The sequence below is a fragment of the Xanthomonas sp. NCPPB 901 genome, from assembly GCF_056725085.1.
On the sequence record NZ_CM161511.1, the window covers coordinates 2,351,863 to 2,367,099 of the forward strand.

The 15,237-nt window shown below is 67.8% G+C and carries 13 protein-coding genes; 10 read left to right on the top strand and 3 right to left on the bottom strand.

From position 1 onward, the window contains the following. The first annotated feature begins 6 nt into the window (after positions 1 to 6). From lapB to galU, 4 genes are read left to right on the top strand one after another with little or no spacing between them, the layout of a single operon-like run. Positions 7 to 1,185, top strand: a complete 1,179-nt coding sequence (lapB, locus tag AC1PME_RS09740; RefSeq protein ID WP_254457864.1) for a lipopolysaccharide assembly protein LapB — start codon at positions 7 to 9, stop codon at positions 1,183 to 1,185. Then, positions 1,185 to 2,174, top strand: a complete 990-nt coding sequence (locus AC1PME_RS09745) for an MraY family glycosyltransferase (RefSeq protein WP_481097973.1) — start codon at positions 1,185 to 1,187, stop codon at positions 2,172 to 2,174. Before lapB ends, AC1PME_RS09745 begins: the two co-directional genes overlap by 1 nt. After that, entirely contained in the window at positions 2,175 to 4,085 is a 1,911-nt protein-coding gene (locus AC1PME_RS09750) for a polysaccharide biosynthesis protein (RefSeq protein ID WP_254457866.1), read from the top strand. Continuing rightward, positions 4,085 to 4,966, top strand: coding sequence for a UTP--glucose-1-phosphate uridylyltransferase GalU (galU, locus tag AC1PME_RS09755; protein WP_254457867.1), 882 nt, complete (start codon positions 4,085 to 4,087; stop codon positions 4,964 to 4,966). Before AC1PME_RS09750 ends, galU begins: the two co-directional genes overlap by 1 nt. Positions 4,967 to 5,232: 266 nt before the next feature. On the opposite strand, the gene AC1PME_RS09760 is transcribed toward galU, so the two are convergent. The 3 genes from AC1PME_RS09760 to AC1PME_RS09770 all read right to left on the bottom strand — a co-directional run bounded on the left by AC1PME_RS09760 (position 5,233) and on the right by AC1PME_RS09770 (position 9,630). Continuing rightward, positions 5,233 to 6,438: an acetyl-CoA C-acyltransferase gene (locus AC1PME_RS09760; RefSeq protein WP_254457868.1), complete on the bottom strand. Its 1,206-nt coding sequence runs from the start codon at positions 6,436 to 6,438 to the stop codon at positions 5,233 to 5,235. Between the two features lie 152 nt (positions 6,439 to 6,590). Continuing rightward, entirely contained in the window at positions 6,591 to 8,963 is a 2,373-nt protein-coding gene (locus tag AC1PME_RS09765) for a 3-hydroxyacyl-CoA dehydrogenase/enoyl-CoA hydratase family protein (RefSeq protein ID WP_481097974.1), read from the bottom strand. Between the two features lie 34 nt (positions 8,964 to 8,997). After that, positions 8,998 to 9,630, bottom strand: coding sequence for a TetR/AcrR family transcriptional regulator (locus AC1PME_RS09770; RefSeq protein WP_010342898.1), 633 nt, complete (start codon positions 9,628 to 9,630; stop codon positions 8,998 to 9,000). A gap of 215 nt (positions 9,631 to 9,845) precedes the next feature. On the opposite strand from AC1PME_RS09770, the gene ndk reads away from it, so the two are divergent. The 6 genes from ndk to bamB all read left to right on the top strand — a co-directional run bounded on the left by ndk (position 9,846) and on the right by bamB (position 15,229). Next, positions 9,846 to 10,271 carry a nucleoside-diphosphate kinase gene (ndk, locus tag AC1PME_RS09775; protein WP_002812972.1) on the top strand — a complete coding sequence of 142 codons (426 nt, stop codon included), beginning with the start codon at positions 9,846 to 9,848 and terminating at the stop codon, positions 10,269 to 10,271. 11 nt (positions 10,272 to 10,282) lie between these two features. Next, the gene (gene rlmN / locus AC1PME_RS09780) at positions 10,283 to 11,488 is read left to right on the top strand and encodes a dual-specificity RNA methyltransferase RlmN (protein WP_430543956.1); all 1,206 of its coding nucleotides are present in this window, start codon (positions 10,283 to 10,285) and stop codon (positions 11,486 to 11,488) included. Continuing rightward, the gene (gene pilW, locus AC1PME_RS09785; protein WP_481097975.1) at positions 11,475 to 12,293 is read left to right on the top strand and encodes a type IV pilus biogenesis/stability protein PilW; all 819 of its coding nucleotides are present in this window, start codon (positions 11,475 to 11,477) and stop codon (positions 12,291 to 12,293) included. Before rlmN ends, pilW begins: the two co-directional genes overlap by 14 nt. Further along, entirely contained in the window at positions 12,290 to 13,171 is an 882-nt protein-coding gene (locus AC1PME_RS09790) for a helix-turn-helix domain-containing protein (RefSeq protein WP_254457871.1), read from the top strand. The genes pilW and AC1PME_RS09790 overlap by 4 nt, the downstream gene beginning before the upstream one ends. 64 nt (positions 13,172 to 13,235) lie before the next feature. Beyond that, on the top strand, positions 13,236 to 13,874 hold the full coding sequence (locus AC1PME_RS09795; protein ID WP_307550254.1) for a YfgM family protein: 639 nt from the start codon (positions 13,236 to 13,238) through the stop codon (positions 13,872 to 13,874). Then, entirely contained in the window at positions 13,871 to 15,229 is a 1,359-nt protein-coding gene (bamB, locus tag AC1PME_RS09800; protein WP_429002532.1) for an outer membrane protein assembly factor BamB, read from the top strand. The genes AC1PME_RS09795 and bamB overlap by 4 nt, the downstream gene beginning before the upstream one ends. The last annotated feature ends 8 nt before the right edge of the window (positions 15,230 to 15,237 follow it).

Consider the following 15,237-nt stretch of genomic DNA (forward strand, 5'->3'; position numbering starts at 1 on the left):
TCTTCGATGGACTTTCTGACCGAGTGGTTCTGGTTCTTCCTGTTCCTGCCGCTGGCGGCGCTGAGCGGCTGGGTGATCGGCCGCCGTGGCGGCCAGCGCCATGGCGACACTCAGGTCAGCCGGCTCTCCAGCACCTATTTCCGCGGCCTCAATTACCTGCTCAACGAGCAGCCGGACAAGGCGATCGAGCTGTTCCTGCACATCGCCGAACTGGACAAGGAAACCTTCGAGACCCAGGTCGCGCTGGGCCACCTGTTTCGCCGCCGCGGTGAGGTCGATCGCGCCATCCGCCTGCACCAGGGCCTGGTCCAGCGCGGCGACCTGAGCGATGCGCAGCGCGTGCAGGCCCTGCTGGCGCTGGGCGAGGACTACATGAAGTCGGGGCTGCTGGACCGCGCCGAAACCGTGTTCACCGAGTTGGCGCAGATCGACCAGCGTGCGCCGCAGGCGCTCAAGCACCTGATCAGCATCTACCAGGCCGAGCGGGACTGGGAAAAGGCCATCGACAACGCCACCCGCTACGAAGAGGTGACCGGCGAGCCGATGGGCAAGCTGATCGCCCAGTTCGAATGCGAGCTGGCCGACCGTTATCGCGCCTCGGGCAAGAACGACCTGGCACGGGCGGCGATCGCGCGCGCCTACCAGGCCGATGCCAAGTCGGTGCGCGCCGGCATCCTGGAAGGGCGCATCGACGTCGACGACGGCAACGACGAGGCCGCCATCCGCGCCTTCGAGCGTGCCGCGCGCCATGACCCGGACTACCTGCCGGAGATCATGCCGGCGCTGATGGAGTGCTACCGCCGCGGCAACGATCTCAGCGGCGCGCGCGCGTTCCTGTCGGAAATGACCGAGCACTACCGCGGCATCGCACCGGTGTTGGCGCTGACCCGCCTGATGGAGTCGCAGGAAGGCATTTCCGCCGCGCGCTCCTACCTGGGCCGGCAACTCAAGGACCGCCCGTCGGTACGCGGCGAGTCCGCGCTGATCGACCTGACCCTGGCCGAGGGCGCCGACTCCACCGCGACCCTGCAGGACCTCAAGCACATCACCGACCAGTTGCTGGTGCGCAACCCCAGCTACCGCTGCACCCGCTGCGGTTTCGGCGCGCGCACCCATCATTGGCAATGCCCCAGTTGCAAGGAGTGGGGCACGGTCAAGCCTCTGCTCAACTACGCGGTGGTGTAGTGCCCATCGCAGGAGCCGCGCTGCTCTTGGCGCTCGGGGCAGTCAGTGCGGCCGGCACCTGGCTGTCGCGCCGCTACGCACTCAAACGCAAGCTGATGGACGCGCCCGGCGAGCGGCGCAGCCACACCGTGGCGACGCCGCGTGGCGGCGGCGTGGCGATCGTGGCGGCGGTCCTGTTGGGCTTCGGCTGGGCGGCGTTGCAGTGGCCGCAACACGGCACCGGCATCGCCACCGTCGCGGCCGGCCTGCTGCTGGTGGCCGGCATCGGCTGGTGGGACGACCACCGGTCGCTGTCTGCGGGGCTCCGATTGCTGGTGCATGTGGCGGCGGCGACCCTGCTGGCTGCACTTGTCTACAAAACGAACCAACCGCTGTGGGTGGTCGCGCTGGTAGGGTTGGCGACGGTTTCGTTGATCAATATCTGGAATTTCATGGATGGCATCAATGGTCTGGCCAGCAGCCAGGCGATGCTGGCCGCCCTGGGATTGGCGTGGTTGCTGCCGGCGCCGCTGCGCTGGCCATGCTGGGTATTGCTGGTGGCGTGCGCGGGATTTCTGCCGTTCAACTACCCCCGGGCACGCATTTTCCTCGGCGATGTCGGCAGTGGCGCACTCGGCTACCTGATCGCCGCGTTGTTCGCCTGGTGCATCGTCGTCGGAGGGCAGGCGCCCTGGCTGCCGGCATTGCCGCTGTCGGCCTTCGCCATCGACGCCGGCTTCACGCTCGCCGCGCGCATGCTCGCCGGCGAACGCTGGTGGCAACCACACACGCAACATTTTTATCAGCGTTGGGTACACACCGGCAGCAGCCATACTGTCGTGACGCTCGCCTACGGTCTATTCAGCATTGTCGCGATTACAATTGCGCGGCTGGGCAGGCCCCTGGACGTGAGCGCGCAGGCGGGTCTGACGCTCGCCTGGTTCTGTGCGGCAGGTGTGCTTTGGCTGGCTTTGCGCAAGCGGATGCGCCGAACTCTCATGGATCACTGAATGCTCTCCACGCGCGACCGAGTCACCGAGTTGTTTCCCAAGGCCTCCGTGGTCGTCCACGATCTGGCCATCGTCTGGGTCTGCTGGCAACTGCTGCACGCGGCGCGCTACACCATGCTCCCCGGCGAGCATCCGCTGCCGTTGTGGAACCTCAACACCGCCATCGTGCTGGTGGCGCAGGGGCTGGTGTTCTGGAAGGTCGGCCTGTACCGCGGGCTGTGGCGCTTTGCCAGCGTTCCCGACCTGCTCAATATCTTCAAGGCCAGCTTCTATGGCCTGGTGGCAATCGTGCTGGGGCTGGCCTACAGCCGCTTCGATGCGATCCCGCTGTCGGTGCTGATGGTGTATCCGTTCGCGCTGTCGGCGCTGCTGGGCGCGCCGCGCCTGCTGTACCGCGCCTGGAAGGATTACCAGATCGCGCATTCGGACGACACCGCGCGGCGCGTGCTGATCGTCGGCGCCGGCCGTGCGGCCGAGGCGCTGGTGCGCGACCTGCGCCGTTCCGGCGCCTACCACCCGGTCGGCTTCGTCGACGACGCCGGCCATCTGCACGGTGCCAAGCTGCAGGGTCTGCCGATCCTCGGCCGCATCGACGAAGCCGGCGCGATCGCCAAGGAGACCGCGGCCAAGTTGCTGGTCATCGCGATCCCGTCGCTGGACGCGGCCGGCATGCAGCGGGTGGTGGCGATCTGCGAAAGCACCGGCCTGCCGTTCCGCACCGTGCCACGCCTGCTCGACGTGCTCGAGGGCCACTACCTGCCGGGCGAGCTCAAGGAGGTCGCGATCGAGGACCTGCTCGGGCGCAAGCCGGTGACGCCGGACTGGAAGCTGATCAAGGGCTGGCTGTCCGGGCGTACCGTGCTGGTCACCGGCGCCGGCGGTTCGATCGGCTCGGAGTTGTGCCGGCAGTGCGCGCGTCACGGCGCGCGCAAGATCGTGCTGCTGGAGATCAACGAACTGTCGCTGATCACCATCCATGCCGACCTGCACCGCACTTTCCCCGATCTGGAGATCGAGTGCGTGTTGGGCGACTGCGGCGATCCGGCGGTGATTCGCCACGCCATGCAGGTGGCCGAGCCGGACGCGGTGTTCCATGCCGCCGCCTACAAGCAGGTGCCGCTGCTGGAACAGCAGTGCCGCGAGGCGGTGCGCAACAACGTGCTGGCCACCGAGAACGTGGCGCGTGCCTGTGTTGCGGCCAAGGTCTCGACCTTCGTGTTCATTTCCACCGACAAGGCGGTCAATCCGGTCAACCTGCTCGGCGCGTCCAAGCGTTACGCCGAAATGGTGTGCCAGTCGCTGGACGACCAGGCGGTGAGCACGCGCTTCGTGACCGTGCGCTTCGGCAACGTGCTGGATTCGGCCGGCAGCGTGGTGCCGTTGTTCCGCGAGCAGATCCGCCAGGGCGGCCCGGTGACGGTCACCGATCCGCAGGTGACGCGCTACTTCATGACCATTCCCGAAGCCAGCCAACTGATCGTGCAGGCGGCGGCTTCCGCGTCGCATGGCGCCATCTACACCCTGGACATGGGCGAGCCGGTGCCGATCCGCCTGCTCGCCGAACAGATGATCCGCCTGGCGGGCAAGCAGCCCGGGCGCGACATCGCCATCGTCTATACCGGCCTGCGCCCCGGCGAGAAACTGCACGAGACCCTGTTCTACGCCGACGAGAACTACCGGCCCACCTCGCATCCGAAGATTCTGGAGGCGGGCGTGCGCAGTTTCTCGCGCGAGGACGTGCTGCGCGGCGTGCAGCAGTTGCGCGCCGCGGTGGCCGACTACGACAGCGACACCATCGAGAAGGTGTTGCGCATGACCATGCCGGAGTTCGCGCCCTTGCGTCAGCAAGACGGTCACGACGGCTCCGCTACAATCGTTCCATTTCCCGCACGCGAGGCCAGAAGGCTCTGATGAGCAAGAGAATCCGCAAGGCAGTATTCCCGGTCGCAGGTTTGGGTACCCGCTTCCTTCCCGCTACCAAGACCGTTCCCAAGGAAATGCTGCCGATCATCGATCGGCCGTTGATCCAGTACGCGGTGGACGAGGCGATCGAAGCCGGTTGCGACACCCTGATCTTTGTCACCAACCGCTACAAGCACGCGGTCGCGGATTATTTCGACAAGGCCTACGAACTGGAGCAGAAGCTGGAGCGTGCCGGCAAGCACGAACAGCTGGAAATGATCCGCCACGTGCTGCCCGACGGCGTGCGCGCGATCTTCGTGACCCAGGCCGAAGCGCTGGGCCTGGGCCATGCGGTGCTGTGCGCCAAGTCGGTGATCGGCGACGAGCCGTTCGCGGTGCTGCTGCCGGACGACCTGATCTGGAACCGCGGCGACGGCGCGCTGAAGCAGATGGCCGATCTGAACGAGCGCAGCGGCGCCAGCGTGATCGCCGTGGAAGACGTGCCGCACGAGAACACCGCCAGCTACGGCATCGTGGCGACCGATGCCTTCGACGGCCGCAAGGGCCGCATCGCGCAGATCGTGGAGAAGCCCAAGCCGGAAGACGCGCCGAGCGACCTGGCGGTAGTGGGGCGCTACGTGCTCAGCCCGAAGATCTTCGAACTGCTGGAAAGCACCGGCACCGGTGCCGGCGGCGAGATCCAGCTGACCGACGCCATCGCCGCGCTGCTGAAGAGCGAGGAAGTGGACGCCTACCGCTTCGAGGGCACCCGCTTCGACTGCGGTACCCACCTGGGCCTGGTCGAGGCGACCATCCGCTTCGCGCTGGAGAACAAGAAGCTGGCCAAGCCGGCGCGCGAAAAGCTGAGCCAGATGCTTGCCGAGGAGTGAGCCTGGCGCCGCGCGCCGGTGCAGGGTGGCGCGCTGGTTGAGTGTTGATGCAGTGGCTTTAAGCAATTGATTCGACCGATAGGTCGAATGACACACAAAAAAGGCAGCCGTGAGGCTGCCTTTTTCGTGTGTGCGCTGGTCTGTACAGCAATGCTTGATGCCGGACCCTCACCCCAACCCCTCTCCCGGTGGGAGAGGGGCTATGTGCTGCTCCCTTCTCCCATCGGGTGGCCCACAGGGCCGGGTGAGGGTAGGGCGCCGCGCGCTTACAGCGCCTCGATGATCCCCGCGGCGCCCATGCCGGTGCCGATGCACATGGTGACCATGCCGTACTTCTGCTTGTGCCGGCGCAGGCCGTGCACCAGGGTGGCGGTGCGGATCGCGCCGGTGGCGCCGAGGGGATGGCCCAGGGCGATGGCGCCGCCCAGCGGGTTGACCTTGGACGGATCCAGGCCGCTGTCGCGGATCACCGCCAGCGACTGCGCGGCGAAGGCTTCGTTGAGCTCGATCCAGTCCAGCTGGTCCTTGGTCAGGCCGGCCTGCTTGAGCGCCTTCGGAATCGCCTCGATCGGGCCGATGCCCATCACTTCCGGACGCACGCCGGCGACCGAGAAGCTGACGAAGCGGGCCAGCGGGGTCAGCCCGTAGTCCTTGATCGCCTGCTCGGAGGCCAGCAGCACCGCACCGGCGCCGTCGCTCATCTGCGAGGAGTTGCCGGCGGTGACGCTGCCGCCGAACTGACCGTTGCGGAACACCGGGCGCAGCTTGGCCAAGCCTTCGATCGAGCTGTCGGGACGCGGGCCTTCATCGGTATCGACCAGTTTCTTGCGCAACGCGATCACGTTGCCGGCCAGGTCGGGCTGGTGCGAGACGATCTCGTAGGGGCTGATCTCGTCGCGGAACTCGCCGGCGGCGATCGCGGCGATGGCCTTCTGGTGCGAGGCGAGGGCGAAGGCGTCCTGGTCCTCGCGCGAGACCTTCCATTCCTCGGCCACCTTTTCGGCGGTGATGCCCATGCCGTAGGCGATGGCCACGTGGTCGTCGGCGAACACGCTCGGCGACAGCGCCACCTTGTTGCCCATCATCGGCACCATCGACATCGATTCGGTGCCGCCGGCCAGCATCAGGTCGGCGTTGCCCAGGCGGATCTGGTCGGCGGCCAGCGCCACCGCCTGGATGCCGGAAGAGCAGAAGCGGTTGATGGTCTGCCCGGCCACCGAGTTCGGCAGGCCGGCCAGCAGCACGCCGATGCGCGCCACGTTCATGCCTTGCTCGCCCTCGGGCATCGCGCAGCCGATGATCGCATCGTCGATGCGCGAAGTGTCGATGCCCGGCGCCTGCGCCACCACCGCACGCAACACGTGCGCCAGCATGTCGTCGGGACGGGTATTGCGGAACATGCCCTTGGGCGCCTTGCCGACCGGGGTGCGGGTGGCGGCGACGATGTAGGCTTCCTGGATCTGTTTGCTCATGGCTTTCTCCGAAAGCCGGGAATAGGGAATGGAGAGTCGGGAATCGTGAAGCGATTCGCGCGATCTGCAGCAGTCCTATTTCCGGCAGAAAATTAGGGAGAGAAGGAGGAGCCGGGAATGCGCTTCCGTTCCCGATTCCCCATTCCCGATTCTCAGTTCCTCAGCGGCTTGCCCGTCTTGAGCATGTGCCCGATGCGCGCCTGGGTCTTTTCCTGCTGGGCCAGTTCGACGAAGTGCTTGCGCTCGAGCTTGAGCAGCCATTCCTCGTCCACCAGTGCGCCGCGGTCGACCTCGCCGCCGCACAGCACGGTGGCGATGCGGGTGGCGATCTCGTAGTCGTACTCGCTGATGAAGCGGCCTTCCAGCATGTTGACCAGCAGCATCTTGAAGGTGGCGATGCCGACGTCGCCGGCGACCTGGATGCGTCGCGCCGGCAGCGGCGGGCGGTAGCCGCCCTCGGCCAGGGCGCGGGCCTCGGCCTTGGCGATGTACAGCGACTCGTAGCTGTTGAACACCACCTTGTCGGTGCCGCGCAGCAGGCCCAGTTCCTTGGCGTTGACCGCCGAGGTGGAGACCTTCGCCATGGCCACCGTCTCGAAGGTCTTCTTCAGTTCGGCGAACACGTCGCCGCCCGGGCCCGCGGCCTGCGCCGCGCGCACCGCGATTTCCTTGAGGCCGCCGCCGGCCGGCAGCAGGCCCACGCCGGCCTCGACCAGGCCGATGTAGCTCTCCAGCGCGGCCACGGTCTTGGCGCTGTGCATCTGGAACTCGCAGCCGCCGCCCAGCGCCAGCCCGCGCACCGCCGCGACCACCGGCACCAGCGAATACTTGATGCGCTGGCTGGTGGCCTGGAAGTTGGCGACCATCGCCTCGAACGCGTCGACCTTGCCGGCCTGCAGCAGGCCCAGCGCGCCGGCCAGGTCGGCGCCGGCGGAGAACGGTTCCTTGTGCTGCCACAGCACCAGGCCCTTGAAGTCCTTCTCGGCGCGGCCGACCGCGTCCTGCAGGCCGTCCAGCACCTGGTCGGAGACGGTGTTCATCTTGGTCTTGAAGCTGACCACGGCGATGTCGTCGCCGTCGTGCCACATGCGCAGGCCGTCGTTCTCGAACACGGTCTCGCCCTGCGCGAACTTCTCGCCCAGCAGCGGATCGGGGAAACGCTGGCGCTTGTACACCGGCAGCGCCGAGCGCGGCAGCTTGGCGTCGCGCGCCGGGCTGTACGAGCCTTCGGCGGAGTGCACGCCGTCGCGGCCGTCGAACACCCAGTTCGGCAGCGGTGCGCTGCTCATGCTCTTGCCGGCGGCGATGTCGTCGGCGATCCATTGCGCCACCTGCTTCCAGCCGGCGGCCTGCCAGGTCTCGAACGGGCCCAGCGCCCAGCCGTAGCCCCAGCGGATTGCCAGGTCGACGTCGCGCGCGGTCTCGGCGATGTCGGCCAGGTGGTAGGCGCTGTAGTGGAACAGGTCGCGGAAGGTCGCCCACAGGAACTGCGCCTGCGGGTGCTGGCTCTCGCGCAGCTTGGCGAACTTCTCGGCCGGGTGCTTGATCTTCAGGATCTCGACCACCTCCGGTGCGGCGGCGCGGTCGGCCGGGCGGTAGTCCTGCTTCTGCAGGTCCAGCACCACGATGTCCTTGCCGACCTTGCGGAAGATGCCGGCGCCGGTCTTCTGGCCGAGCGCGCCCTTGGCAATCAGCGCCTCCAGCCACTTCGGCGCCTTGAAGAAGGCATGCCAGGGATCGTTCGGCAGGGTGTCGCCCATGGTCTTGATGACGTGGGCCATGGTGTCCAGGCCGACCACGTCGGAGGTGCGGTAGGTCGCCGACTTCGGACGGCCCACCAGCGGGCCGGTCAGGCCATCGACCTCGTCGAAGCCCAGGCCGAACTGTTCGGTGTGGTGGATGGTCGACAGGATCGAGAACACGCCGATGCGGTTGCCGATGAAGTTCGGTGTGTCCTTGGCGTAGACCACGCCCTTGCCGAGGGTGGTGACCAGGAAGCTTTCCAGGCCTTCCAGCACCGCCGGCTCGGTGTGCTTGGCCGGGATCAGCTCGGCCAGGTGCATGTAACGCGGCGGGTTGAAGAAGTGCACGCCGCAGTAGCGGTGGCGCAACTGCTCCGGTAGCACGTCGGACAGGGCGTTGATGCCCAGGCCGGAAGTGTTGGACGCCAGCACCGCATGGTCGGCCACGAACGGCGCGATCTTCTTGTACAGGTCCTGTTTCCAGTCCATGCGCTCGGCGATGGCTTCGATGATCAGGTCGCAGCCGCGCAGCTGTTCCAGCCCGGATTCATAGTTGGCCGGGGTGATGGCCTCGGCCAGCGCGGTGCTGGCCAGCGGCGCCGGGCTGAGCTTGGTCAGGTTGGCGATCGCCTTGAGCACCACGCCGTCGGCGGGGCCCTCCTTGGCGGGAAGATCGAACAGGACGGTGTCGACGCCGGCGTTGGTCAGGTGCGCAGCGATCTGCGCGCCCATCACGCCCGCGCCCAGGACGGCGGCACGGCGGACTAGCAGGGGATTGGACATAGCGATCAGCCTCTGTGGGTCAACGTTTGCGGGATCAGGGCGCCGAGTGGGCGAGGAAGCCGGCTTCGGCGAAACGGATGAGTTCGCGGGCGGCGTGGGCGCGGTGCGCGCCCTCGCTGACGCCGGCGGGACGCTTGATCAGGCCGAAGTCGGCCATGGCGTAGGTCAGGGCTCCGGCCAGGAAGTCCAGGCGCCAGTACAGTTCCTGCTTGCTCAGCCCGGGCACGCAGGCGGCGATGGCCTTGCCGAACTCGCGCAGCACGTGGCCGTAGTGGTCGGACAGGAACTGGCGCAGGCTGTCGTTGTTCTCGGCGTAGGCGCGGGCGATCACCCGCACGAAGGCGCCGCCGCTCTGCCGCTCCTGGGCCATCGCCAGGGCCGGCTCGACGAAGGCCGCCAGCACCGGGCCGAGCTGGCCGGGATGCTGCCGCTGCGCGGCCTCCAGCTGCGCCATGCGCGCGGCGGTCATCTCGTCCATGCGCCGCCGGAACACCTCGTTGACCAGGTTTTCCTTGGAGCCGAAGTGGTAGTTCACCGCGGCGATGTTGACGTCGGCCTGGCTGGTGACCTGGCGCAGCGAGGTGCCGGAAAAGCCGTGCTGCGCGAACAGTTCCTCGGCCGCGCTGAGGATGCGGTCCTTGGTGGAGAAGTGCGCTTGCTTTGCCATGCGGCCGCCAGAATCAATCAAACGATTGTTTGAGTCTAGGCCCGGGCGGCGGGGGCGTCATGCTGCTTTGCAGCACGATTCAGGCCTGGCCGTGCAAAGCCGGCGCCGATTGGATAGAATTGTCCATCGCAATTCTGGCTAAGCCCGCGTTTTGACGCGGGTTTTTTTCATGTTAACCTCGGGCCTTCAGTGGCCCGCCCAACGGAGAACTTTCCATGGCGCTGGAGCGCACCCTGTCCATCATCAAGCCCGATGCCGTCGCCAAGAACGTCATCGGCGAAATCTACTCGCGCTTCGAGAAGGCCGGCCTGAAGGTCGTGGCCGCCAAGTACAAGCAGCTGTCGCGCCGCGAGGCCGAGGGCTTCTACGCGGTGCACCGCGAGCGTCCGTTCTTCAACGCGCTGGTCGAATTCATGATCTCCGGCCCGGTGATGATCCAGGCGCTGGAAGGCGAGAACGCCGTGGCCGCGCACCGCGACCTGCTGGGCGCCACCAACCCGAAGGACGCCGCGCCGGGCACCATCCGCGCCGACTTCGCCGATTCGATCGACGCCAACGCCGCGCACGGCTCTGACTCGGTCGAGAACGCCGCCAACGAAGTGGCGTATTTCTTCGCCGCCACCGAAGTGGTTTCGCGCTAAGCGAGGTCGTCGTGAACGAGGTCGTCCATCCTTCCTTGGCCATCGCCGATCCCGTGCGGAACGGCGCGTCGGCCAAGCAGAACCTGCTCGACCTCGATCGCGCGGGCCTGGAGCATTTCTTCGCCGAGACCCTTGGCGAAGCGCGCTACCGGGCCCATCAGGTGATGAAGTGGATCCATCACCGCTACGTCACCGACTTCGACCAGATGACCGACCTCGGCAAGGCGCTGCGCGCCAAGCTGCAGCAGCATGCCGAGGTCGTCGTCCCCAACATCGTGTTCGACAAGCCCTCCGCCGACGGCACCCACAAGTGGCTGCTGGCGATGGGCGTGGACGGCAAGAACGCGATCGAGACCGTGTACATCCCCGACAAGACCCGCGGCACGCTGTGCGTGTCCTCGCAGGTCGGCTGCGGGCTCAACTGCACCTTCTGTTCCACCGCCACCCAGGGCTTCAACCGCAACCTGTCCACCGCCGAGATCATCGGCCAGGTGTGGGTGGCGGCGCGGCATCTGGGCAACGTGCCGCACCAGATGCGTCGTCTCACCAACGTGGTGATGATGGGCATGGGCGAGCCGCTGATGAATTTCGACAACGTCGTGCGCGCGATGAGCGTGATGCGCGACGACCTGGGCTACGGCCTGGCCAACAAGCGCGTGACCCTGTCGACCTCGGGCCTGGTGCCGCAGATCGACCGCCTGTCCAGCGAGAGCGACGTGTCGCTGGCGGTGTCGCTGCACGCGCCCAACGACGCGCTGCGCGAGACCCTGGTCCCGCTCAACAAGAAATACCCGATCGCCGAACTGATGGCGGCCTGCGCGCGCTACCTGCGCGCCAACAAGCGCCGCGAGTCGGTGACGTTCGAATACACCCTGATGAAGGGAATCAACGACCAGCCCGAGCACGCGCGGCAACTGGCGCGGCTGATGCGCCAGTTCGACAACGCGGTGCAGGCGGCGAACGCCGGCAAGGTCAACCTGATTCCGTTCAATCCGTTCCCGGGGACGCGCTACGAGCGCTCCGGCGACACCGAGATCCGCGCGTTCCAGAAGATCCTGCTGGATGCGCAGGTGCTGACCATGGTGCGGCGCACGCGCGGCGACGACATCGACGCGGCGTGTGGGCAGCTCAAGGGGCAGGTCATGGACCGCACCCGTCGCCAGGCCGAGTTCAAGCGCGAATTGCAGACGCGGGCGGATCGGGATGCGGCGGCGTAACCAGGGCTTCTGCTTCGGGGCGGCGGCGACCGTGTTGCTGGCCTTGCCCGGCTGCAACTGGATCGCGGCCAAGACCGGCACCGTGCGCACCGCCGAGCAGGTGCAGCCGCATTACGCGTTCCGCGACAGCCGCGCGGTGAAGTCGCGCGTCGCTTTGCAGGAACAGCTCGGCCTGGCCGCCAACGGCTTGGCCTCCGGCGACCTGGGCGCCGCGCAGACGCATGCGCGCAAGGCGCTGTCGCTGGATCCGGAGTCGGTGGAGGCGCTGACCGTGCTGGCGGTGGTCGCCGATCGCCGCGGCGACGCCGCCGGCGCCGGCGCGCTGTACCGCAAGGCCGCGGAGCTGGCGCCGAGCAGCGGCGCGACCTTGAACAACTACGGCGCCTGGCTGTGCGCGAACGGCTCGCCGGCCGAGTCGCTGGCCTGGTTCGACCGTGCGCTCGCGCTGCAGGACTACGCCACGCCGGCCTCGGCGCTGGCCAATGCCGGCGGCTGCGCCTTGCAGGTCGGTCAGCGCGAACGCGGCGAGCGCGACCTGCGCAAGGCGCTGGAGCTGGATCCGGACAACGCCTATGCGCTGGAGGCGATGGCGCGCAACGAGGCCGCGCAGGGGCGCTTTTTCGAGGCGCGGGCCTTCTCCGAGCGGCGGCTGGCGGCTGCGCCCGCCACCGCTTCCGTGTTACAACTTGCTATTCAGATTGAGCAAAGGCTGGGCGACAAGGCTGCCGCCGGCCGTTACCAACAGCGGTTGCGCAAGGAGTTTCCCGATGCCGCGACCACGACACCCGGGGCTAGTGCATTGTGATCAGTGATTCCAATCCGAACGCTTTCGATGGCGCCAAAGGCTGCGGGCAACAGCTCCGCGAAGCGCGCGAAGCGGCGGGCCTGAGCATCGACGACGTCGGTGGCCGGTTGCGCATGCCGGTGCATGTGGTGCAGGCGCTCGAGTCGGAGCAGTGGCAGCGCCTCGGCGCGCCGGTGTTCGTGCGCGGGCAGTTGCGCAGCTATGCGCGCCTGCTCGGCGTGGATCTAGAGCCGTTGCTGCAGACCGCGCAGATCGCGCCGGTGCAGCCGGTGGAGCTGATCAGCCACACGCACACGCCGCCGCTGCGGCGCATGCTCGAGAGCGCCACGCGGCGCATGGTCTATGTGGTGATCACCGCCGGGCTGGCGGTGCCGGTGTGGTACGCCACCCGCAGCCACTTCGCCGACGATGGCGGTCCCAGTACCGCCTCGTTGGACGTGGTGCCGGGCGCGCCCGGCAGTCCCGCCGCGGCAACGGCGACACCGGTCAATGGCACTGCGGCGGCAGCGGTACCGGCCGCACCGGCGGCCGCGCGGCCGGCGGCGAACACCGCGCCGTACATCGCGTCGCTGACGCCGATGCCGCGTCCGGCGCAGGAAGCGGAGCCGGAGAAGAAGGGGCTGAGCCTGTCGTTCCAGGGCGACAGCTGGGTGCAGGTCCTCGCGCCGGACGGCACACCGGTGGAAAAGGCGTTGCTCAAGGCAGGCGAGAGCCGTACCTATGCGCCGGGCCAGGTCGGGCGCGTGGTGCTGGGCAATGCGTCGGCGGTCCAGGTTCAGCAAGCCGGGAGTACCGTGGATCTGACCCCGTTCAGGCGCGCGAACGTGGCGCGCTTTGCGGTATCCTCTGACGGTTCCGTGGTGCCTGCCTCCGAGTGACGGCGGCGCGGTTCCTCATCTTCAACATTCCATGTCCCGTCGTAGCGGCGGGGCGAGAGTACGCATGGCGATTGACGACCTGCTCGACGAGCACGAACAAAGCGAACGCGTCCGCACTTGGCTCAGGAAGAACGGCGCCGGCCTGATCGGCGGCATCGTCCTGGGCATTGGCGCGATCATCGGCTGGCAGTGGTGGACCAAGCAGCGGTCCAACGACCTGGCCCAGGCCAATGCCCGTTACGAGGCGGTGCTCAAGAGCATCCAGGCCAATCAGCTGGACAAGGCCGCCAAGGAGATGGCCGAACTGCAGCAGGGCTCGACCAACATCTACGCCGAACTGGCGGCGCTGCGCCTGGCCAAGGCGCAGGTCGATGCCGGCAAGTCCGACGCTGCGCTGACCACGCTGCGTGCGCTCAAGGCCGACGGCGAAATAAAGGTGCTGGTCGACCAGCGCGTGGCGCGGCTGCTGATTTCCGGCGGCAAGCCGCAGGATGCGCTGCCGCTGGTGGCCTCGGCCACCGATGCGCAGGGCCTGGAGATCCGCGGCGATGCGCTGATCGCGCAGGGCAAGCGCGACGCGGCGCGCGATGCGTACGCCAAGGCGCTGACCAGCCTGGACGTGGCCTCGCCGCAGCGGCGCGTGGTCGAAATGAAATTGATGGATGCGGGCGGCAGCGTGCCGAATGCCGCGGAGCCGATCTGATGAAGGTAGTCATGTTCAAGCGCGTCGCCACCGTGGCCCTGCTGGGTCTGGCGCTGTCCGGTTGCAGCACGGTCAAGGGCTGGTTCGCCGGCAAGGATGCGGCCGCCAAGAAGGCCGCCGAGCCGGCCGAACTGGTCGATTTCACGCCGTCGGTGAAGGTGGTGAAGCTGTGGTCCACCGACGCCGGCAAGGGCGAGCGCCGCATCGGCGTGCGCCAGCACCCGGTGGTGGCCGACGGCAAGGTGTATGCGGCCGCGACCTCCGGCACGGTCTACGCGCTGGACCTGCAGACCGGCAAGACGCTCTGGGAATACGACGCCAAGCAGGCCCGCAAGCAGCAGCTGTCGCAGGCCGAGGACCAGCCGAAGAGCCAGGTCGAGAGCGAGTCCGGCAAGAACCTGTCCAAGGACGAGCGCGCCGCCTACAAGCAGCGCCTGCGCAACGAGAAGCTGCAGGCCAAGGAGCGCAAGCGCCTGGAGAAGAAGCGTCCGCTGCCGCGCTTTGCCGGCGGCCCCGGCGTGGGCGACGGCCTGGTGGTGGTCGGTGCGCTGGATGGCGAGGTGATCGCCCTCGATGCCGCCACCGGTACCGAGAAGTGGCGCGCCCAGGTCCCCAACGAAGTGATCGCCGCGCCGGTGATCGCGCAGAACACGGTGTTTGTGCGCAGCAACGACGGCCGCACCACCGCCTTCGATGCCGCGACCGGCCAGCAGCGCTGGTTCAATGCGCAGGAGCTGCCGAGCCTGACCGTGCGCGGCAACGCGCCGGTGGTGGCCGGTCCGGGCGTGCTGTTCATCGGCAACGACGACGGCAGCCTGGCCGCGCTGGCGATGCAGGACGGCCGCGTGCTGTGGGAGCAGACCATCGGCGTGCCGGAAGGCCGTACCGAGCTGGAGCGCATGGCCGACGTCGACGGCGCGCCGGTGCTCGACGGCACCACGCTGTACGCGACCAGCTTCAAGAACCAGACCGTGGCGCTGGAAGGCCCGAGCGGCCGCCCGCTGTGGAGCCGCGACCATGGCGGTGCCGGCGGTGTCGGCGTCAGCTCCGGCAACGTGGTGGTGGCCGACAATGCCGGCACCGTGTGGGCGCTGGACAAGGCGTCCGGATCGGCGATGTGGTCGCAGCCGGGGCTGGCGCGCCGTTCGCTGACCGGCGTGGCGATCCAGGGCGATTACGCCGTGGTCGGCGACTACAAGGGCTATCTGCACTGGCTCCGGCTCGACAACGGCGAGTTCGCCGCGCGCGAGCGGGTGGGGCGCAAGCCGCTGGTGGCGCAGCCGGTGGTCGCGGACGGGATCCTGCTGATGCAGAACACCAAAGGCGACCTGACCGCGTTCCGGTTGGGTCAATAACAAGGGAA

Bases quoted from the DNA above. Each gene is read 5' to 3' on its own strand.
- ndk (WP_002812972.1), top strand. From the start codon at position 9,846: ATGGCGCTGGAGCGCACCCTGTCCATCATCAAGCCCGATGCCGTCGCC.
- AC1PME_RS09770 (WP_010342898.1), bottom strand. From the start codon at position 9,630: ATGGCAAAGCAAGCGCACTTCTCCACCAAGGACCGCATCCTCAGCGCG.
- galU (WP_254457867.1), top strand. From the start codon at position 4,085: ATGAGCAAGAGAATCCGCAAGGCAGTATTCCCGGTCGCAGGTTTGGGT.
- AC1PME_RS09765 (WP_481097974.1), bottom strand. From the start codon at position 8,963: ATGTCCAATCCCCTGCTAGTCCGCCGTGCCGCCGTCCTGGGCGCGGGC.
- AC1PME_RS09760 (WP_254457868.1), bottom strand. From the start codon at position 6,438: ATGAGCAAACAGATCCAGGAAGCCTACATCGTCGCCGCCACCCGCACC.
- lapB (WP_254457864.1), top strand. From the start codon at position 7: ATGGACTTTCTGACCGAGTGGTTCTGGTTCTTCCTGTTCCTGCCGCTG.
- AC1PME_RS09750 (WP_254457866.1), top strand. From the start codon at position 2,175: ATGCTCTCCACGCGCGACCGAGTCACCGAGTTGTTTCCCAAGGCCTCC.
- pilW (WP_481097975.1), top strand. From the start codon at position 11,475: ATGCGGCGGCGTAACCAGGGCTTCTGCTTCGGGGCGGCGGCGACCGTG.
- AC1PME_RS09795 (WP_307550254.1), top strand. From the start codon at position 13,236: ATGGCGATTGACGACCTGCTCGACGAGCACGAACAAAGCGAACGCGTC.